Annotated in this window: 20 protein-coding genes; 10 read left to right on the top strand and 10 right to left on the bottom strand. The window is 40.7% G+C overall.

Annotated elements, in window-relative coordinates:
• Nucleotides 1-133 precede the first annotated feature (133 nt).
• On the top strand, nucleotides 134-361 hold the full coding sequence (locus E5342_RS16600) for a hypothetical protein (RefSeq protein WP_246867147.1): 228 nt from the start codon (nucleotides 134-136) through the stop codon (nucleotides 359-361).
• Between the two features lie 388 nt (nucleotides 362-749).
• On the opposite strand, the gene E5342_RS16610 is transcribed toward E5342_RS16600, so the two are convergent.
• Nucleotides 750-1,211, bottom strand: a complete 462-nt coding sequence (locus E5342_RS16610; RefSeq protein ID WP_121735983.1) for a type I restriction enzyme HsdR N-terminal domain-containing protein — start codon at nucleotides 1,209-1,211, stop codon at nucleotides 750-752.
• Between the two features lie 55 nt (nucleotides 1,212-1,266).
• Here E5342_RS16610 and E5342_RS16615 point away from each other — a divergent pair, with 55 nt between their 5' ends.
• The 5 genes from E5342_RS16615 to E5342_RS16635 all read left to right on the top strand — a co-directional run bounded on the left by E5342_RS16615 (nucleotide 1,267) and on the right by E5342_RS16635 (nucleotide 6,132).
• Nucleotides 1,267-2,043, top strand: a complete 777-nt coding sequence (locus tag E5342_RS16615) for an AMP nucleosidase (RefSeq protein ID WP_005862265.1) — start codon at nucleotides 1,267-1,269, stop codon at nucleotides 2,041-2,043.
• Nucleotides 2,044-2,062: 19 nt separating this feature from the next.
• Nucleotides 2,063-3,085, top strand: coding sequence for a DNA polymerase III subunit delta (holA, locus tag E5342_RS16620; protein ID WP_121735984.1), 1,023 nt, complete (start codon nucleotides 2,063-2,065; stop codon nucleotides 3,083-3,085).
• A gap of 841 nt (nucleotides 3,086-3,926) precedes the next feature.
• Nucleotides 3,927-4,376 (top strand): helix-turn-helix domain-containing protein, encoded by a 450-nt coding sequence (locus E5342_RS16625; RefSeq protein ID WP_009275960.1) that lies wholly within the window; start codon nucleotides 3,927-3,929, stop codon nucleotides 4,374-4,376.
• A 65-nt stretch (nucleotides 4,377-4,441) separates the two neighbouring features.
• Entirely contained in the window at nucleotides 4,442-5,227 is a 786-nt protein-coding gene (locus E5342_RS16630) for a dihydroorotate dehydrogenase electron transfer subunit (RefSeq protein WP_135959844.1), read from the top strand.
• A complete protein-coding gene (locus tag E5342_RS16635; protein ID WP_005862273.1) occupies nucleotides 5,215-6,132 on the top strand; it encodes a dihydroorotate dehydrogenase in 918 nt (305 codons plus the stop codon). Before E5342_RS16630 ends, E5342_RS16635 begins: the two co-directional genes overlap by 13 nt.
• 101 nt (nucleotides 6,133-6,233) lie before the next feature.
• Here E5342_RS16635 and E5342_RS16640 read toward each other — a convergent pair whose 3' ends face one another.
• Nucleotides 6,234-6,995, bottom strand: a complete 762-nt coding sequence (locus E5342_RS16640) for an exodeoxyribonuclease III (protein WP_135959845.1) — start codon at nucleotides 6,993-6,995, stop codon at nucleotides 6,234-6,236.
• A 137-nt stretch (nucleotides 6,996-7,132) separates the two neighbouring features.
• Between E5342_RS16640 and E5342_RS16645 the strand changes: the two genes are divergently transcribed.
• A complete protein-coding gene (locus tag E5342_RS16645; RefSeq protein WP_135959846.1) occupies nucleotides 7,133-7,837 on the top strand; it encodes an MgtC/SapB family protein in 705 nt (234 codons plus the stop codon).
• 8 nt (nucleotides 7,838-7,845) lie between these two features.
• Here E5342_RS16645 and E5342_RS16650 read toward each other — a convergent pair whose 3' ends face one another.
• Genes E5342_RS16650 through serB form a run of 3 tightly spaced genes read right to left on the bottom strand, consistent with a single transcriptional unit; the run spans nucleotide 7,846 to nucleotide 9,861 of the window.
• Nucleotides 7,846-8,316 carry a C-GCAxxG-C-C family protein gene (locus E5342_RS16650; RefSeq protein WP_135959847.1) on the bottom strand — a complete coding sequence of 157 codons (471 nt, stop codon included), beginning with the start codon at nucleotides 8,314-8,316 and terminating at the stop codon, nucleotides 7,846-7,848.
• Entirely contained in the window at nucleotides 8,303-8,608 is a 306-nt protein-coding gene (locus tag E5342_RS16655) for a Dabb family protein (RefSeq protein ID WP_121735998.1), read from the bottom strand. Before E5342_RS16655 ends, E5342_RS16650 begins: the two co-directional genes overlap by 14 nt.
• 26 nt (nucleotides 8,609-8,634) lie before the next feature.
• Nucleotides 8,635-9,861, bottom strand: a complete 1,227-nt coding sequence (gene serB, locus E5342_RS16660; RefSeq protein WP_121736014.1) for a phosphoserine phosphatase SerB — start codon at nucleotides 9,859-9,861, stop codon at nucleotides 8,635-8,637.
• 101 nt (nucleotides 9,862-9,962) lie between these two features.
• Between serB and E5342_RS16665 the strand changes: the two genes are divergently transcribed.
• Together E5342_RS16665 and E5342_RS16670 are read left to right on the top strand one after the other, a co-directional pair.
• Complete coding sequence (locus tag E5342_RS16665; RefSeq protein WP_121736015.1) at nucleotides 9,963-10,556, top strand: hypothetical protein; 594 nt, start codon at nucleotides 9,963-9,965, stop codon at nucleotides 10,554-10,556.
• Between the two features lie 583 nt (nucleotides 10,557-11,139).
• Nucleotides 11,140-11,640 (top strand): thioredoxin family protein, encoded by a 501-nt coding sequence (locus E5342_RS16670; RefSeq protein WP_135959848.1) that lies wholly within the window; start codon nucleotides 11,140-11,142, stop codon nucleotides 11,638-11,640.
• 83 nt (nucleotides 11,641-11,723) lie between these two features.
• Here E5342_RS16670 and E5342_RS16675 read toward each other — a convergent pair whose 3' ends face one another.
• From E5342_RS16675 to gyrA, 3 genes are all read right to left on the bottom strand, one after another.
• Complete coding sequence (locus E5342_RS16675; protein ID WP_135959849.1) at nucleotides 11,724-13,097, bottom strand: aminopeptidase P family protein; 1,374 nt, start codon at nucleotides 13,095-13,097, stop codon at nucleotides 11,724-11,726.
• Between the two features lie 256 nt (nucleotides 13,098-13,353).
• Nucleotides 13,354-14,571, bottom strand: coding sequence for a tetratricopeptide repeat protein (locus E5342_RS16680; protein ID WP_121736001.1), 1,218 nt, complete (start codon nucleotides 14,569-14,571; stop codon nucleotides 13,354-13,356).
• A gap of 42 nt (nucleotides 14,572-14,613) precedes the next feature.
• The gene (gyrA, locus tag E5342_RS16685; RefSeq protein ID WP_121736002.1) at nucleotides 14,614-17,229 is read right to left on the bottom strand and encodes a DNA gyrase subunit A; all 2,616 of its coding nucleotides are present in this window, start codon (nucleotides 17,227-17,229) and stop codon (nucleotides 14,614-14,616) included.
• Between the two features lie 202 nt (nucleotides 17,230-17,431).
• Here gyrA and E5342_RS16690 point away from each other — a divergent pair, with 202 nt between their 5' ends.
• Complete coding sequence (locus E5342_RS16690; protein WP_135959850.1) at nucleotides 17,432-19,990, top strand: ATP-dependent Clp protease ATP-binding subunit; 2,559 nt, start codon at nucleotides 17,432-17,434, stop codon at nucleotides 19,988-19,990.
• 287 nt (nucleotides 19,991-20,277) lie between these two features.
• Here E5342_RS16690 and E5342_RS16695 read toward each other — a convergent pair whose 3' ends face one another.
• Both E5342_RS16695 and E5342_RS16700 read right to left on the bottom strand, forming a co-directional pair.
• Complete coding sequence (locus tag E5342_RS16695) at nucleotides 20,278-20,634, bottom strand: hypothetical protein (protein ID WP_135959851.1); 357 nt, start codon at nucleotides 20,632-20,634, stop codon at nucleotides 20,278-20,280.
• A gap of 167 nt (nucleotides 20,635-20,801) precedes the next feature.
• Nucleotides 20,802-20,987 carry a hypothetical protein gene (locus E5342_RS16700; RefSeq protein ID WP_135959852.1) on the bottom strand — a complete coding sequence of 62 codons (186 nt, stop codon included), beginning with the start codon at nucleotides 20,985-20,987 and terminating at the stop codon, nucleotides 20,802-20,804.
• Between the last annotated feature and the right edge of the window lie 172 nt (nucleotides 20,988-21,159).

A 21,159-nucleotide genomic window follows, 5' to 3' on the forward strand; every position in this document is an offset into this window, starting at 1 on the left:
TTACACACGTTCTTTTAATTGTTAATTGCGTGTGAAGTAAATCTGTATCATGTCATGTAATTATTTTGAAATAATATGCAGCGTTTATCGTTTTATAAGCATCTAAGTTTATATAGTCATAAAAACGTTAGACATGAAGCCATTGATTTTGTCTTTTTTTGCGGTTTTATTAGGATACTCATTCTTTTTCGATAAAGATGATGAAATAAAATTGCGCAATGTTGACCAAATATCGTTGGAATCTAATTCTACGATGCTTGAGAGGGGTGATTCTGTCACTTTGTATGCGAAAAGGTTCCCTAATACTCCGGAATATATTTTACGAATCGCAAAACCGGAGGATTATCTCTTTACGAAATAAAAATTTCGTGTTAAAATATTTGTTTATTTGACGAATATTGCTACGTTTGTGCCCATGTGTAACTTCTAATGTGTGGGATATGAATTTGAAATCTATTCAATATATAGAAAAAACAGGAGGTATCGCAAGGGTATTCCTGTTTCTTTTTCTTCTCTTTCTATTAAGCATATATAATCTATTTAAGTTTACCAGCCTTGAAAATGAGGGGGTAGAGGTCTTAGGGGTACTACCTTTTAAAACTTACGGTGATGTCAAGTATATAGAAGGAGATGACTTATCTGCAAACTGTAAATTCCTGATCGATAGAACTACTCACTGGTTGGGCTGAGTAAGCCCTTATCTGATCCGTGCGAGTGCATAGAAGGATAAGGGGGCTTATTTTAGGTAATTAAACGATTTTCTCTAATATATTGTATTCTGGTATATCTTTGAGGAAAGCATATGTCTGTTTCTCATAGTCGATTTTACAACAAAAATGACGCATGCCGTTGCTTACGGTTAGGTATTTCACGTGTAAGACCATGTTATAACGCACGATTTGATCGAATACGGTGCTTGTTATCTCGATGTGCGGGGCTTTATATTCAACAATCATTAGAGGTGCTAGAAACCGATTGTATGCAACGGTATCGCATCGCTTGGATGTTCCGTTTAGTTTTACTGCTACTTCATTCGCTAAAAGTTCTTGAGGATAGTTTTTTTCCGTGACCAAATAGTTCACGAAATGTTGTCGTACCCATTCCTCTGGCGTTAATGCGACAAATTTTCGGCGTACAGGATCCCAAATAGAAGGCTTTCCTGCTTTCTCCGTAACTTTGACTGAGAATTTTGGTAGATTTAATGGGAGCATTTGCTATATTTGCTATTTATATTCTAACTAAAATGCACCTCAAAGGTAGTTATTTATGAGAACAAAACAAGAAATCGTAGAAAATTGGCTGCCTCGTTATACCGAGCGAAAGCTAGAAGACTTCACTAAGCACATATTACTCACGAACTTCACTAAATATGTCGAGATATTTGCGGATCATTTTAATGTCCCGATCTTGGGATTGAAAAGTTCGATGCCTAATGCCTCGGCAGAAGGGATTACCATTATCAATTTTGGGATGGGAAGTGCGAACGCTGCTACAATCATGGATTTATTATCAGCAGTCATGCCCAAAGCGGTGCTTTTCCTCGGTAAATGTGGAGGATTAAAAAGAGCGAATGTATTAGGGGATTATGTATTGCCAATAGCGGCGATCCGAGGTGAGGGAACGTCGAATGAATATTTACCACCTGAGGTACCTTCATTGCCTGCTTTTTCAATGCTTCGTGCCATTTCTTCCGCCATACGTGATCATGGAAAAGATTATTGGACAGGTACGATTTACACGACAAATCGCAGGGTTTGGGAATACGATAATGATTTCAAGGAATATCTTCGTAGTACGCATGCCACTGGTATCGATATGGAAACCGCAACCTTGCTTACTGCCGGTTTCGCTAACCAAATACCTACGGGTGCATTGTTGATGATATCGGATAAACCGATGGAAGAAGATGGTGTAAAAACAGAAGCGAGTGACCGGAAAGTAACTCAACAATTTGTAGGAGAACAGGTGATGTTGGGAGTTGAAGCTCTTCAACAGATTTTGGATGGTAAGAAAACCATCCGTCATATCCGTTTTAGTTGGTAATAGCGAAACCTCATAATTTATGGCAAAAAAAGAAATTACTTTCGAGGAGATTTGTAGGGATATAACAGCAAGGAAGTTTCAGCCTGTTTATGTGTTGATGGGCGAAGAGCCTTTCTTCATCGATCAAATAACAGATTTGTTATTAAAAAGCGTATTAGAGGAATCTGAGAGAGATTTCAATCAGATTATTCTATACGGCGCAGATACAGATGCTATTTCTATTATCAATGCGGCACGTCGTTTTCCGATGATGTCCGAATATCAATTGATAGTTGTTCGAGAGGCTCAATTAGTGAGAGATATAGAGTTGCTGAGCAGTTATGTGAAGAATCCTTTGTCATCAACTATTTTGGTCATAAATTACAAATATAAGACTTTAGATCGTCGTCGTGCGTTAGCGGCTGCAACCGATAAAAACGGTATTTTATATGAGTCAAAAAAGATCCCGGATTATAAAATGCCGAGTTTTATCACCTCTTTGATGCAACAGCGTTCTATCGGTATCGATCCAAAAGCCGCTCAAATGCTCTCAGATTTCCTTGGAAACGATTTAAACCGTCTCAATAAGGAATTAGATAAGCTGGCAATTATCTTGGCTGAAAAGGCCTCAAAACGCATCACGCCGGAATTGATCGAGCAAAATATAGGGATTAGTAAAGAATACAATAACTTTGAGCTGATAAAGGCACTTGCCATGAAGGATATATTAAAGGCTAACCGGATCGCTCAGTATTTTGAGAAAAACCCTAAAAGTAATCCGATACAGATGACACTTCCTGTATTATTTAACTATTTCTCAAACTTGCTGATTTGTTATTATTCAAAGGATCGATCGGAATCAGGATTGATGACCGCACTTGGTTTACGGGGAACTTATCAAGTAAAGGACTACCTTTTGGGGATGAAAAATTATCCAGCGATGAAAGTTTTTAATTTGATCGGCGATATCCGAACGACTGACGCAAGATCTAAGGGAGTGGAAAACTCTTCAGCGACAGATGCAGATTTACTAAAAGAATTACTTTACAAAATTTTACATTAAACAGAAATCATAGACTTAGTGCAGGCAAAAGGGCCTTTTTTCCTAGAATGATAAAAAAGTCAAACTAGAAAAAGAGGCCTTTTTGTTTATTTATCAATTAATTACGTATATTTTATCTCTCTGAGGCTTCAAAATTTATTCGATCACGTACATTCTTCCTCAAATATTTTAAGAAATCCATACTTAAAGCTATAATCGGCATGACTATTACATTACTTTCATTATCCGTTGAAGGAAAATAGACAAGTTGGCAGTAAAATAAATAGAGTAAAATTATATTGTATACAAATATAACCGAGAAATGAATGTTTACAATCATATACACAATAAAAGTATTTGAGTAGATTACAACTATTGATGGTTTTTTGTAATCATTATATAGGCGTTACAAATATATCATGTTTACATTACTAATATAAATCATGGATTACTATATATTTCTTTATCCACGTAAGATTTGCTATAAATTATAAATAACCAGTTCTTTATATAGAAATATTGATTGTTTACATTAACTAAACATGTTTTTTCGTCTACAAACGTATAAAAAAACCCTAATATACATCATATGTATTATTATATTTACATATAGATCAGATATATATGCTATTTTTCTAAAGCTTTTCTAAATACTCTATATCTCCTTATTGAACACGGTTTACAGTTCTATCCATCACATATGTATCGGCGTGATACATATGTATCAATTTAGTTTTATAAAAATAAATTGCATAAATGGAAATATTGGTTTATCTTTGTATCCGGTTTACTTTATGGATATTTATCTTAGTAAACGGTCATAATGACAGTATCCTAGTAAGAATTTAAGATATATATGAATATGAGAGATCGTATTTTAAAAATAATGGAACGTGAAGGACTTACCCCTTCTAAATTTGCCGAATCGATCGGTATACAGCGTTCGGCAATGTCACATATTATATCTGGGAGAAATAATCCGAGTTTGGATGTTCTGCTAAAAATACTGGAACGGTTCACTTATGTTGATTCTGACTGGCTATTGTTTGGCAAAGGCGAAATGATCCGAGAACATGTGTTAACTGAACCTAATTTGTTTACAAATATGCTTGAAAATCGTCCCAATGTACAAGTTGTTGCCGAAAATCGCAAGGAAATTGGGGTTGAGATACCTGTAAACATCCAAAAGCAACCTGTTGTAGAGCAAGTTATATGCCAAGAAAAGCCTTCTAAAAATGTTAGTAAAATAATGATATTTTACTCCGACAATACGTTTGATACTTTCGTCCCAGAAAAAAACAAGAAAGACTAAGGTAAACTGTTCGGTATATACGTTATATTCATGTATCTTTGCAGATAAATTGAGTAATCGTGTATATGAAGAAGTACATCTTAGACATGAAGGTAACTGAAAACTGTCACCTTCATAAAAATTATTGCCTGCTAAAGTTAACCTCGGATGATAATCTCCCGGAGATGCTTCCTGGACAATTTGTAGAGGTTCATGTAGAAAACTCTCCTACAACATTCTTACGTCGTCCGATTTCTGTCAACTATGTAGATAAGTCTAAAAATGAGTTGTGGTTATTAATTCAACTTGTTGGTGATGGCACGAGAAAAATGGCAGAATTCCGTCCCGGTGATATTGTAAACATAATGCTACCACTGGGTAATAGTTTTACAATTCCTTCTAAGGAACAGGAGAACAAAAGACTTTTGCTGATTGGTGGTGGTGTTGGAACCGCTCCGATGTTATATCTAGGAGCTTGTTTAAAAGAAGCCGGTTTTGAGCCTACTTTTCTACTTGGGGCTCGTTCTAAGGATGATGTATTGCAATTAGATGAATTCCAGAGATTTGGTAAGGTTTATATCACAACCGAAGATGGTTCGCTAGGCGAGAAAGGGTATGTGACTAACCATACGATCCTTAAAGAGGTTCGATTTGACCAGATTTATACTTGTGGTCCTAAACCAATGATGGTGGCGGTAGCGAAATACGCAGGTGCGGAAGCTATTTCTTGCGAGGTTTCTCTTGAGAACACGATGGCTTGTGGCATAGGTGCTTGTTTGTGCTGCGTAGAGAAAAACAAGGAAGGTCATAATGTGTGTGTATGTACAGAAGGTCCCGTATTTAATATTGAGAAATTGTCATGGCTGAATTAAATGTAAACATTGGGAATTTACCGTTGAAAAATCCGGTAATGACAGCATCCGGCACGTTCGGATATGGTATAGAATATGCTGATTTCATGGACATTTCACGTTTGGGGGGTATTTTCGTGAAAGGTACCACTATCCAACCTCGTGAAGGTAATGATTATCCAAGAATGGCGGAGACTCCTTCCGGAATGTTGAATGCCGTGGGGCTTCAGAATAAGGGCGCCGATTATTTCGCTGAGCATATTTATCCGGAGATCAAGGACATCGATACGAATATGATCGTAAACGTGAGTGGATCTTCGGTTGAAACGTATGTCGAGTGTGCGGAAAAGATCGCAGAGTTGGATAGGATTCCCGCTATCGAACTGAACATTTCTTGTCCGAACGTAAAGCAAGGTGGTATGGCTTTCGGCGTTACTACGTGTGGTGCGGGGGAGGTTGTTAAGGCTGTTCGTAGGGTTTATCCAAAGACACTTATTGTAAAACTTTCTCCTAATGTAACTGATATTACAGAGATCGCTAAAGCTGTTGAAGCGGAGGGTGCGGATTCTGTTTCGTTAATTAATACGATGCTTGGAATGGCCATCGACGCAGAGAAACGTAAACCTATATTATCTACAATAACTGGAGGTCTTTCCGGGCCTTGCGTAAAACCTGTAGCTCTACGTATGGTATGGCAAACATATCATGCGGTAAAGATTCCAATTATAGGTTTGGGAGGTATTTCAAATTGGAAAGATGCCGTGGAGTTCATGTTAGCTGGGGCTAGTGCTATCCAAATCGGAACTTATAACTTTGTAGATCCAACTGTTTCTATCAAGGTTATTGATGGATTGAATGACTATTGCGACCGACATGGTTTTAAATCAGTAAAAGAGTTGATCGGAGCATTGGATATTCAGAGATAATCTAAGTTCATTTATAGACTTTATTTCCATTTTTTCAATAATAAAAAAGGATGTGTTCGCTTACGCAAAAAGAACACATCCTTTCTTTTTATTATGAAAAATCATTCGATCTCCAACACGGCCGGACAATGATCAGAATGTACGGCATCGTTTAATATATAAGCGGCTTTAACTTTCGGCTTCATATTGTCGCTAACCATACAATAATCAATACGCCATCCTTTATTTTTAGATCTGGAATTGAAGCGATAACTCCACCATGTATATTCTTGCTTATCCGGGTTCAAGAAGCGAAATGTATCCGTAAAACCTGCGGATAAAAAGCGAGTCATCCATTCCCGTTCTTCCGGAAGGAAACCGCTGTTCTTTGCGTTCCTGATCGGATCATGAATATCTATCGGCTCGTGGCAAATGTTGTAATCGCCACAGAGAATTAAGTTGGGACGGGATTTCTGTAACTCGATGACATACTTCTGGAAATCTTCCAACCACATCATCTTAAAATCCTGTCGTTCATCTCCGCTAGTCCCGGAAGGATGATAGACACTTACGATCGATACATCTCCGAAATCCGCACGGAGGAAACGTCCCTCATTATCATACTTCTCGATCCCCATCCCATACTCGATATGATCCGGTTCCTGCTTTGTAAGAATAGCCACGCCACTATATCCCTTCTTTTGGGCACTAAACAAATAAGACTTATATCCTAAAGTCTCGAATGTTTCCGCCGGAAACTGGTCTGGTTGTAACTTTGTCTCTTGGATACATAACACGTCTGGCTGCTCTTGAGCCAACCATTCGGGCAAGCCTTTGCCTACGGCAGCCCTTAATCCATTTGTATTGTACGTTATTATTTTCAATTTTTCTAAGTTTAGAAGGTGAATGACTTTTATTCTGTCTCAAAGATACAACTTTTGACGATTTTACATTGTTTTCATTCCATAAGCGGTACATAGAAATTTTCTATATTTGTATAACTTAGAATGAATGACAGGCTATGCTGGAACATTTGAACAATATTTTAGAGAATACTCAGATAACGGCCTCGACCGCCGCCGTACGATTAGCTATCAGCTTCGTGCTTGGCGCTATTATCGGTGTAGAAAGGCAATTTCGCCGCAGGGACGCTGGTATGCGAACCTTTACCTTGATCTGTATGGGATCTGCCGCCGCCATGTTGATATCTATCTGGATACCACAAACCTATCCGAATTTCTTGAATGGAGACCCAGGGCGTATCGCCGCCCAAGTCCTTACGGGTATTGGTTTCTTGGGAGCGGGGGCTATTATCCAAAGTCATGGAAGCGTGCATGGACTCACTACGGCGGCTTGTATTTGGGTAATGGCTGTAATAGGTCTGGCCGCTGGTGCCGGCATGTTCTTGGCCGCCTCGATCACTACGGCATTTACCTTGTTCGTATTGGTATCTTTAGAAAGGTTGGAGCGACGTATGTATTTGGATGGTGTAAATAAAATACTTACGATAAATTGCTCAACCTCGACTCCCGATCTTAAAGGCATTCGGAAAATTTTGGAAAACAAGAGCATATTTATCATAAGTCTCTCTTATGAACATAATTACGACAAGAATACATCGATAATTACTTATAAGGTCAATGTGAAATCCAAGTCTTCTTACGGTGAGTTATTCTCTGAGATCCGGAGACTTGGCTATATTTCACAAATACGTCTTCTGGCTTGACAAGCCGTTTATTCAAGTTCGCCCTTTAGCATGTACCCGGTGATACGAGCTGCTTCCTCTACGTATTTACTACAAGGACGTTTGGCATAATACTGTTGCGTGCGAGCGGAAGGAGCGGGATTTGTCGATGTCTCTTCCGGAGGAAGAAGGCTACGGCAAATGATCGTTCCATGCTTTTCCTTGAATAAAGCCGCCATTTTTTGTACCATACCATAGTTGCGGGTACGTGCCTCTTGGTCTTGCGGATCAAATACCGGATACTTAAATCCGGCTAACATCGCCATCGCATTAACGGTGCCACATACTTCACGCATACGTCCGACACCACCTCCGAAAGAGACGGACATCTTTTTCGCCAATTCCAAATCCAACTCAAAAACATCCGAATAGGCCAAGAATACGGATTGGGCGCAGTTATATCCCGATTCGAAATTGTTGACCGCTTGGCCGACACGCTCCTCGATATCAAAGGACTTCATAATCAACACAAGCTCTGTCGGCCTTTACCGGGCCAATTATACCTTTTGCTACCGCAACGTGTTCCGGATGGTTGGCGTAAGTATTTACATCCTCCAAGGTAGCCAGCTCCGTAGTCAGGATAATATCCCACGTCTCTGCCGGATTACAATTAAAATCTACACGGATCATTTGCAATACGTCTATTTTATTGATCAAGGCTTCCAGTTTATCCTTAATTTCTTGCATTTTGGCTTGTTTCTCCACCGGAGTCTGAAACTCCTTCAATTTAAACATTACAATGTGTCTGATCATAATCGCTATACATTAATTATTATATATTACATCTGTTCTTCCAAATATGAATCCTTGTATCCTAAGAAATATAAGATACCATCGAGGCCGATCGTAGAGATAGATTGCTTGGCGGTCGCCTTTACCTTCGGTTTGGCATGGAAGGCGATACCCAGACCGGCGATACTAATCATCGGCAAGTCGTTCGCCCCGTCGCCAACCGCTACGGTTTGGCGAATATCCACGTTTTCCACTTGTGCGATCAGGCGTAATAACTCCGCTTTACGTTTCCCATCTACGATATCGCCCACATGATTACCTGTTAGCTTACCATCTTCGATCTCAAGTTCGTTGGCGTATACATAATCGATATTATATTTTTGTTTAAGGAAATTGCCGAAGTAAGTGAAACCTCCGGAAAGGATAGCGATCTTGAAGCCTACCTTTTTCAAGATACGCATCAAGCGGTCCACACCTTCGGTGATCGGCAGATTCTCGGCGATCTCTTGCATCACGGATACATCCAGCCCCTTTAATAAGGCACAACGTTGGCGGAAGCTCTCGCAGAAATCGATCTCTCCGCGCATGGCCGCCTCCGTAATCGCTTTCACTTGATCGCCAACTCCGGCACGTATCGCCAACTCGTCTATAACCTCCGTCTCGATCAAGGTAGAGTCCATATCAAAACAGATCAAGCGGCGCATACGGCGATACATACTATCTTCTTGGAAAGAGATATCCATATCCAGCTCCGTGGAAAGCTTCATGAACGCCGCTTTCATGGACTCCTTGTCTTTCGGGGTACCCCGGACGGAAAACTCCACGCTCGCCTTGGGGGTACGGGCGTTCTCGTCCAACGGAATACGTCCCGTGAGTCGCTTGATATCATCAATATTCATATCTTGCTCCGCCACGATCCGGGAAACACCCGCTATTTGCTTGGCTGTAAGCTTACGGCTTAATATCGTGATGATATACCGGTTCTTGCCTTGCATATTCACCCATTTACTGTATTCCTGCTCTGTAATGGGGTTGAAGCGGATATTGACATCTAATTCATAACTCTTGAACAGTAGTTCTTTCAATATATCGCCGGAATTTCCTTCCGTGCTTTGGAACAAGATACCCAATGACAGATGGTTATGGATATCCGCTTGACCGATATCTAAGATAACCGCATTGTTCTTGGCCAGAATCTCTGTGAGAGCTGCCGTTACGCCCGGGCGATCCGCTCCATTGATATTTATCAGTATTATTTCGTCGTTTTGTGTCATATCTGTCATTCTATTAGGCAAAAGTACGTAAGAATTATCGAAAAAGGGTACATTATATTGAACATTTTTGCTTATATTTGTTTTATCGTATTAATGACGAAATGTTTAATGAGAACCTGGCAATCTTAAAAAGTCCTGACCGGCAGGCGAAATGTATGAGAATCCAATTTGAAATCAAGGAAAAGTTGCCCGACATTATTTCTGAAATACTCCATTCAGATAAGTGGCTGACTTTAGTGAGAGATGAAAATCATGGACTGCGACGTGTGACGATTAAAGATCCCTACTTTGATTCGGAGGCGTCCGTTGATATCTGGGAGCACGAGATTCACGTAACGACAGCTTGGTCTAACTACACCTATCGAATCTATCAAAAAGGTAATTCTGTTTGGTGCGAATACATTGGCGCTTATAGAGGATTGCTGGAGCAGAACCTTTTGCCTATGATGACTCCGAAAGAAAATATCCTGGATTCGGAGGTGCTGAATAGTTCTTTGTTTGGTGATAGGAGAGAGACCTTGCGGAATTACAGCGCGGAAAATCTTAAGCTGAAGAAATTCAGGCGGGATAATTTCGTGGCGGAATATCAATTGGCCTCTCCGCGAGATCATCCGAAGATCGTATATGATGAATTTATTAAAGAGGGAGTATTGGTTCCCCCGCCAGAAAATAAAACAGGAAAGCCCGGTAATTAATACCGGGCTTTTTTTCTTTCATTTTTCAAGATGACGATGCAAGGTGGTTAAAGGGAATCTCTTAATGCTATTAGCCTCTTTTCCAAGAAGGATTAACGGTTTGTTCTTGAAGCATTACGAATTTTTCAGTTGGTGCATGATCATCTAACAGCTGTTGGAAGATCATGCACCAACTGTTGCATGATTATGCAACAGCCGTTGGATGATCTATACTTAAGGATGAAATCACTAAGGATTCCCTGTTCTCGGTCTAAAGGCAAGGGACTGGGAAGCTAATGATTCTTGATGATTTTTTGGTTCCATCGGAGAGAGAATAGGTACCTTACTTCTAAATTTATGTTGCAAAACAGTTAATTTTTTGCCAATATATGCGCTAAAACATATAAAAAAGCTTGTTATTTTGCAGAAAATCGCTATATAATTTGGTAGAAAGAAGTATTTGGTTTTATATTTGCATTCGTTAAAGGCAAGTAAGTGTCTCTTTAGCGAAAGAAACATGCCTGTTTACGATCCTGAAAATCAGGAGTCGGGAGTTTGTCCTTCGGGAGATTCCCCCGATTAAGTTTAACGTAAAATTGAAAATATGAAGGTAAGAGCTTATGTTCTCATCGCATCGGTAGCGTTATTAGGAATGTCTGCGGGTTCGAAAAAGGCGAAACTTACCGAGGGCGTGAACCCCGGTGATCTAGCTCCGAGAATAGAGTTTTTGGGAAACGACGCTGAAGCTAGTTTCCACAACCAATTAGGACGTTATACATTGCTCAACTTTTGGGCGGCTTACGATGCGGAATCGCGGGCTCGTAACGTACAATTGGCGAATGAGGTTAACAAGTTTGGTCCGGACAAAATCGCGATGTGTTCGATCTCTATGGATGAGAAAGAATCTATTTTTACCGAGACGGTAAAGATTGACAAGTTAGATCTGTCAACGCAATTTTACGAAGGATTGGGTAAAGAGTCAGAGTTGTACAAGAAGTATGATTTAAGAAAAGGTTTCAAGAACTTCTTGATTAACGACGAAGGAGTGATAATCGCCGCCAATGTCACCCCGGAAAAACTGACCGAGATTCTGAAAGCAATTTAATCAGTATTATTTAGCAAAGAGGGGCTGTGTTCATTTGGGCACGGCCCCTCTTACATAAGCTACATTATAATAATGTATAGGATTTATCGAATCGCTTCTACTTCTTCCGTACGCAAAGGGATCTTCTTTCCTAATAAGCGAGCACCGTTCTCGGTAATCAGATAGTCTTCCTCGTTACGTATGCCACTGAAATCTTTATATGTAAACAACTTCTCGTAATTGATGAATTCGGTGAACTTGTTCTGGCCTCTCCATAAATCCATTAATTCAGGGATGAAGTATACGCCCGGCTCGATGGTCAAGACAAAACCCGGTTCCAGCTTACGTCCCAAGCGCAATGATTTACGTCCGAATTCCGTACTCTTCGGTTGTCCGTCATAACCAACATATACCTCTCCCAGATTCTCCATATCATGTACATCCAATCCCATCATATGGCCTAAGCCACAAGGCATAAACATGGCGTGAGCACCAGCTTTTACGGCCTCCATCGGATCTCCTTTCACGAAACCAAGGTCCTTTAAACCCTCCATGATCACTTTACAAGACAACTCATATACATCCACGAAAGGAATACCCGGGCGCAAAGCCGCTACGGCAGCCTCATGGGCAGCTACTTGAATATCATAAATGTCTTTTTGACGGGCCGTGAACTTAGAGTCGGCCGGGATAGTGGATGACATGTCTCCGGCATATCCCATCTCAGTCTCGGCACCGGCGTCCAATAACAGCATATCGCCGCTCTTAATCATATGACTATGATCATGGTTGTGCAAAGTTTGCCCATTGATCGTGGCGATGATAGGGAAGGAGAGCTGGTAATTGTTGGCAAAAGCGACTTCCGCTACGGCAGCCGCTACATCCGATTCCCGGATTCCTGGACGTACGGTACGCATAGCGGTCAGGTGCATATCGGCGGTTACGATACAAGCTTTCTCGATCTCGGCGATTTCTTCCTCGCTCTTGTAATTCCGTTGGTTTACGACACCCATGATGAAAGGTACGGAAGGTTTCTCTGCGCCGGGTACGATACCCAACCATTGGAATAATTTGATCTGGTGTTCCGCACGATACGTTGGCAGATAATGGATTGGCTGGCCTTTTTGCTGGGCATTCTTCAAGTAAGTCTCGATCTCCTTGAAAGGATGGACTTCCTTGATACCTGCGGCCTCGCTCTTCTCTTTCAGGGTGGGTTGAGTACCCATCCATACAATCGCGTCTATAGTCAACTCATCGCCAAAGATGATCTCCTTATCGTTATCGATATCGATGATAGCGGATAACCCGGCGTATGGCAATCCGAAGAAATACAAGAAGGTAGAGTCTTGACGGAAGTGATACGTATTATCGGCGTAGTTCATTCCACTCTCGTCGTTTCCAAGGAATAGCAACAAACCGGAACCTATGGTTTGTTGCAGCTTAGCCCGGCGGGCCATATAAGTTTCTTTACTGAACATAAGGATTATTTTTTGTTAGTGTATCAAAGATAGTAATTAATGTAATATACTAGGCCGACATTCGAATTTATTTCTTACATCAGCCCATGTAAAATGTAATAAGCTCTGCCTCTCACTATTGACTTTATAATTCCCATTATGTTTAATAGTGTTGTGAATAATCAAAAAACTACTATCCGGATACATGATACACAATAAAAAACCGTCTAGTAAATAAAGTTACTAGACGGTTCCAATTCATTTCTTAAAGAGAAAATTACTTATTCATCTCTGCTTCAATAGCATCGAATTTATCACCCATATTCAAGTTGTAGTAAATACCTCTTAAAGCGGTCATATATTCTCTTTCTTCCGGTTTCATTTGGTGAGCTTTCTCAAAATAAGGAAGAGCTTGCTTAAAAAATTCCTTAGCTTTGCCTAATTCCTCTTGATACTGTTTTGCGTCGTTGATCATATTAGCCTCACCTTGCTTGTTTACACCTTGGTTGTAATATACACGACCTAAGTTAGAAAGAGATTCGATATAGTCCGGATTGATTGCCAATGCTTTCTTGAAATACTCTTCGGCTTTAGCGTAATCTTTCAACCCCGTCTCATAAACACGGCCCATTACATCATAAAGTTGAGCATTGTTGGAATCCTTAGTGATAGCTGTGTTCAAGTATTCGATAGCTTTCTCATTTCTATTGGAATAGATGTAATTGTTGATAAGGCTCATTAAGAAATACTGTTCCTCAGGGAATTTATTCATACCTTCTTCCAAAGTTCTCTCCAAGTTTACGGTGTCCTTAGCTTGATCATACTCATAGCATAAGTATTGATATACCTCGCTTGCTCTATAATCCGTATTTTTTGCACGCTCTAACGCTGCGATAGCTTTTTGTGAATCACCTAGTTGGGTCGCTGCTACAGCGGCATAGAACTGAACTGTCATGAAGTTTGAATCTCTTTCTGCGACAGCCTCGCCTTTAAACATCGGCATATCAGAGATTTTCAGATATTGCTCAAAGAAATCGTAAGCTTTGTTATAGTCTTTCTGATCGAAATAGTAAGCACCACCATTGATGTAATATACATGGTTTGCCCCTAAGATACCCTTGATATCTTTCGTGAATTTAGGTTTAACTTTTCCTTTTTCATTAGGAAGTTGATCTAACTCATATGCTTTCTCAAAGTACGGCAAAATACTACCCAATGCCTCATACATAACTGGCTCATCCGGTTGTTGACCCAAGACTTGTTTTGTTCTTTCGTTGCTGAACTGTTGATCCTCGATAAAACCGGCAACATACCAAGTTTTAGCGTCATTCTTTGTTTCAGGATTTTCCAAAGCCCCTTTAATAAGAGTTCTGGCTTCCGAGAAATCAGGAGTTGCCCCCTTAGCTATACTTTGAGCCTCATTTACAGCTTTTTTCTGTGCAAAAGAGACCGATGCTGCGACACATAGTGTCACTGTTAATAATACTCGTTTCATTGCGATAGTAATTTTGAGATTAATATTTCTATTTATTTAAAATTATTCAGTTATTTCTTCGTTATCATTTTGCTCGTTATTCTCCTCAGATTCCGGCAGGCTAACATCGGTACCTAGACTAGCTTGATTCTCACTGAACTCTCTTCCCTCACTATTCTCTTGTCTGGCTTCTTGTTCCGCTTTTTGCTCGGCTATCTCCTCTTCACTCTCAGACAATACTTTACATACAGAAGCGATTTCGTCGTTACGCTTTTCTAGATTAATCAAACGAACACCTTGAGTAGCACGTCCGATTACGTTCAAATCATTCACTTTCATACGGATAGCGATACCCGACTTATTGATAATCATTAAATCGTTCTCGTCCGTAACATTCTTGATGGCGACTAATTTACCGGTCTTCTCCGTGATATTAATGGTTTTTACACCTTTACCGCCACGATTTGTCATACGATAATCGTCGATAGAGGAACGTTTTCCATATCCCTGCTCTGATACGACGAGTACGGTCTCTTTTTCCCTGTCCTTGATACAGATCATACCTACTACTTCATCGGTATTATCCTCGTCCAAAGTCATACCTTTCACACCGGAAGCCGTACGGCCCATTACGCGTACCGTACTTTCATGGAAACGAATCGCACGACCGTTACGGTTTGCTATGATAACCTCGTTATTGCCATTCGTCATACATACTTGGATCAAGCCATCGTCTTCACGCAATGTAATAGCGTTCACACCGTTTTGACGAGGACGGGAATATGCCTCCAACAAAGTCTTTTTAATCACGCCTTTCTTCGTGCAGAATAATAGGTAATGAGAATTAATGAATTCCGTATCGGTGGTTAATTTCTTAACACGTATAAAGGCTTGTACCTTGTCATCCGGCTCGATATTCAGAAGATTCTGGATCGCACGCCCTTTAGCGTTCTTAGCTCCTTCCGGAATCTCGAATACTTTCAACCAATAACATTTACCTTTTGCTGTGAAGAATAATAAGGTGGCATGCATGGATGCCGGATAGATATACTCAACAAAATCCTCGTCCCTAGTCTCGGAACCCTTCGCTCCTACGCCCCCACGGCCTTGAGCTCGGAACTCACTTAACGGGGTACGTTTGATATATCCCATATGAGATACGGTAATGATCATCTCATCATCCGCATAGAAATCCTCCGGATTCAATTCCTCGGAAGCGTAAACGATATCCGTCTTGCGTTCGTCGCCATACTTCTCCTTGATTTCCAGCAATTCGTCTTTGATAACCTTCATGCAAAGATCCTCGTTCTCGAGAATCTCTTTCAAATAAGCGATCAACTTCTCGATCTCCTCATATTCCGCACGTAATTTGTCTTGTTCCAGACCTGTTAACTGGCGAAGTCTCATCTCGACAATCGCACGTGCTTGAAGCTCAGATAAAGAGAAACGTTCGATCAAACGCTCGATGGCCTCTAGCGGGCTCTTGGAAGACTTGATAATTGCGATTACCTCGTCTATATTATCGGAAGCGATGATCAAGCCTTCCAATATATGGGCTCTCTCTTCCGCTTTCCTCAATTCATATTTAGTACGGCGGATAACGACCTCATGACGGTGCTCAATAAAGGCCTTGATCAGGTCTTTTAAATTAAGCAACTTCGGACGGCCATTCACCAAAGCGATATTATTAACGCTGAATGAGGATTGCAGAGCCGTAAGCTTATACAATTTATTCAGTACGACGCTCGAGTTCGCATCACGTTTCACATCAACTACGATACGCATACCGCTACGGTCGGACTCGTCATTGACATTGGAAATACCATCGATACGCTTCTCGTTTACCAGATCAGCGATATACTTGATCAATTCAGCTTTATTTACCAAATAAGGGATCTCGGTAATAATAATCTTCTCATGATTATTTTCCACCTCGATTTCGGCTTTACCACGAAGGATGACACGTCCCCTACCCGTCTCGAAAGCATCTTTTACACCTGCGTAGCCATAAATAGTAGCGCCTGTCGGGAAGTCTGGGGCCTTGATATATTGCATTAAACCCTCTACTTCGATATCTCCCTTGGCATCGATATAGGCGATACAGCCGTCTAATACCTCGCTCAAGTTATGAGTCGGCATATTCGTAGCCATACCAACGGCGATACCGGATCCTCCATTTACCAGCAAGTTGGGAATACGAGTCGGTAATACGGTCGGCTCCTTCAACGTATCATCGAAGTTAAGCTGGAAATCTACCGTGTCCTTATCGATATCCCGAAGCATTTCTTCGGCTAGCTTGCTCAATCGTGCCTCTGTGTAACGCATGGCAGCAGGGCTATCACCGTCCACTGAACCGAAGTTACCTTGTCCGTCTACTAACGGATAACGCATAGACCATGCCTGGGCCATACGAACCATGGCGAAATATACAGACGAGTCGCCATGTGGATGATATTTACCTAAAACTTCACCAACTATTCTCGCAGATTTTTTATAAGGTTTGTCGGATGTGTTACCCAGTTCATTCATTCCAAATAAAATACGGCGGTGAACTGGCTTAAAGCCATCCCTAACATCAGGAAGAGCACGTGAAACAATGACAGACATTGAATAATCAATGTATGCCGATTTCATTTCCTCTTCGATGTTAATCTTAATAATTCTGTCTTGATCAACCATTTAGTTTTATATTAATTACACTCAATATCTCACCTCTGAAAAATTGCACTAAGGTAAGGTTTTTCCGTATACTACGAAAGAATTTGCCTTGAAATTTTGCCTCTCCAGGCTTTTCAAGGCTTATTAAGGAATAATGGCACGAAATTTGATGATAGTTGGAATAGATTATGTAACTTTGCGTAATTAGCACATTAAATATAATATGAAGAATTATTCGAAAAGATTGATAGACGTGATCGAGTATAGCCGTGAAGAAGCGACTAGGCTCCAGAACAGCTATATCGGTCCGGAACATTTGATGTTAGGCATCATTCGGGAAGGCGAAGGCGAGGCAATGCGTGTCTTACGAGAACTACATACTGATCCGATGGATATTAAACGCAAGATCGAGCAAGAAATAAAGAACACATTCGATTCGGAGGATTCCGTCCAGCATGAGATCGCTATAAGCAAGACCACGGAACGTGTCTTGCGTATGAGTATGTTGGAATCTCGTTTGTTCAGGAAGGATGAGACCGATACGGAACATCTCCTATTGGCGATATTGAAAGAGGAATTTAACGTAGCAGCTAAGGCGTTGAATGACGCAGGTATTACGTATCGTTCCGCATACAATATATTAGTAAGCGGGACCGGTTTGAACAATATAGAAGAATTCGACGAGATCAGCGACGGATATACGGATGATGACGAGGATGACGATGACGAAGGTTTCTCTTCCCGTCGTGAGGCATCTCGCCCTTCTTCCGGTACTGGAGCGGGAGCCGCTCAGCCAAAATCCCCTAATGATACGCCTGTTCTGGATAACTTCGGAACGGATATGACACGTGCTGCTGCGGAGAACCGCCTGGATCCGATCGTAGGACGTGAGAAGGAGATCGAGCGTTTGGCACAGATATTAAGCCGCAGGAAGAAAAATAATCCGGTACTGATTGGTGAGCCGGGTGTGGGTAAGTCGGCTATCGTAGAGGGATTGGCTTTGCGCATTGTTCAGCGCAAGGTTTCCCGGGTATTATTCGATAAGCGTGTGATTAGCTTGGATATGGCTTCTATTGTCGCCGGTACGAAATACCGCGGGCAATTCGAGGAACGTATTAAGGCTATTTTGAATGAGTTATCGAAGAACCCGAATATCATCCTGTTTATCGATGAGATCCATACGATCGTTGGCGCTGGTTCCGCTTCCGGATCTATGGATGCGGCGAATATGCTGAAACCTGCGTTGGCTCGTGGTGAGATTCAATGCATCGGTGCTACTACCTTGGATGAATATCGTAAGAATATCGAGAAAGACGGTGCGTTGGAACGTCGGTTCCAGAAAGTGATCGTTGATCCGACAACAGCGGAAGAAACTTTGCAGATCTTGCGTAACATCAAACCTCGTTATGAGGAGCACCATAACGTGATCTATACTGAAGATGCTTTGCAAGCGTGTGTAAAATTGACAGAAAGATATATCAGCGACCGTAATTTCCCGGATAAGGCGATCGATGCTTTAGACGAGGCCGGCTCTCGTGTACATATATCTAATATCATTGTTCCGAAAAGTATCGAAGAGCTTGAGGCAAAGATCGAGGATACTAAGAATGAGAAATTAGCGGCCGTGAAATCTCAGAACTTTGAGTTAGCCGCGAGTTTCCGCGATAAGGAGCGTCAATATTTATTGCAACTGGAGGCTGCGAAAGCTAAATGGGAACAAGAGCTTCAAGAACATCGGGAGACGGTTGATGAAGAGAAGGTCGCTGAAGTTGTTGCCATGATGTCCGGTGTGCCTGTTCAACGCATCGCTAAGGCAGAGAATGTCAAGCTTCTGGAAATGGCGGACGTATTGAAAAGTAAGGTGGTGGGGCAGGATGATGCTGTTCAAAAGATCGTAAAGGCAATTCAACGTAACCGTGTTGGCTTGAAAGATCCGAATAAGCCGATCGGCACTTTTATGTTCCTAGGGCCAACGGGTGTAGGTAAAACTCACTTAGCCAAGAAGCTTGCTGAATATCTATTTGACTCGGCGGATTCTTTGGTGCGTATCGATATGAGCGAATACTTGGAGAAATTCGCTGTTTCCCGTTTGATCGGAGCGCCTCCCGGATACGTTGGTTACGAGGAAGGTGGCCAGTTAACAGAAAAAGTACGTCGCAAGCCCTATTCGGTAGTCTTATTGGACGAGATCGAGAAAGCGCATCCGGATGTATTTAACTTACTGCTGCAAGTCTTGGATGAAGGCCGTTTGACGGATAGTTTGGGTAGACGTATTGATTTCAAGAATACGATCTTGATCATGACTTCCAATATTGGTACCCGGCAATTGAAAGATTTCGGTCGTGGCGTTGGCTTCAATACTCAGATGGCCGGGGAACCGGATAAGGATTTTTCCCGTAGCGTGATCCAAAAAGCGTTGAATAAAGCGTTTGCTCCAGAGTTCTTGAACCGCGTGGATGATATCATTATGTTCGATCAGCTTGATAAAGCCGCTATTCATAAGATTATCGATATTGAATTACAAGGTCTGTATCAACGTGTATCAAATCTGGGCTATGAGCTGTCGATCACAGACGAGGCTAAAGATTTCATCGCAACAAAAGGCTACGATATTCAATTCGGTGCCCGTCCGTTGAAACGTTCGATCCAGAAGTATCTGGAAGATGAGATGGCAGAGATGATTATCCGTGCCTCGGTAGGCGAAGGTGATACGATTATCGTAGGCTTTGATAAGGAAGAGCAGAAAATCACGACTTCGATAAAGAAGAAAGATGCTGAATAAGTTGTCTATAAATATAGAAGCCGGGCGTGAGTCCGGCTTTTTTTATGTTCGTTAATCTCATTAGTCTGTCATTTTGGCATATAAAAAAGCATGACCTAATGAATAGATCATGCTTTTATTTCTTTATTTAAGTACGCAGGATGAGATTCCGAAAATGATAAATTTAATTTTTTTCAATACTGATTCTCAAAACGTTACAAAATACAGTTTTCCATATTTTATCCAAATAGTACACATTTATGTACTGTTTTGTGTACCGTGTTATTGTATATTTTTTATGATTCTAATCAATCTTCTACAAAAATCAAAGTTCCTACTTTATACCCCATATAGGACTCAACCTTCATAATGGCTTTATCCCCATAAGAGTATTCATAACAGTAAGGCATCTCTATATAATATTTAGTTTCATCTATTTTATAGATATGATTATCTACTCGCGTAACTGAAATCTCATATGTTCCATCTTTTATATCATCAGTCTCGACAATCAATGTCTCAATCTCCTCCGCACTACCAAAACTAATATTATAAGCCTTCCCGGAGATAGTGATTTCCTCAAAGAACGATCGTATATCTTCCTCTGCTGAGGAAACATATGAAAACCCTAGAAATATTAATAAGATAATACCAAGTCTTTTCATGCTCACAATTATATAGCTTTAACACATTAATGATTTCGAAAACGAAAATATCAATTCGTATTCGCAAATATATGCAACAAATTTTTAAGTCACAAACAAAATGCTCTTGAATAATAAAAAGGCCGTTTCTGGTGTCTGAAACGGTCTCTTGTCTAAAGAAGGAATTTCTAACCTTCACCAGCCTTGTCTTTAGATGTATTCTTCACAAAGGAAACATACAAGATTTTACCTTTTGCCTCAGAAAATTTTGGCGTTTTTTCATTTTTAGACCTTAGGTTGTTAATTACAATCCATAACTCCTTTATCTGAGAAGTGACAAAGGCTAACTGTTTTAGTGTTTCTTTATTGTCCATAGAATTAAAAATTTGTTCTATAAGAACAAATAGCCCAAAGACTTGGATTTCAAGAACGGCGTGTTTTATAACAGTTTTTTTTGCGTTATATTAATGTGATTTATTGTTTTTTTCTTATAAGTAGTTATTCATAATTATTTCACCTATGTCGAAATTACATTATCTTTGCCTC

Origin of the sequence: Parabacteroides distasonis (genome assembly GCF_004793765.1) — a bacterium.
Taxonomy (GTDB): domain Bacteria; phylum Bacteroidota; class Bacteroidia; order Bacteroidales; family Tannerellaceae; genus Parabacteroides; species Parabacteroides distasonis_A.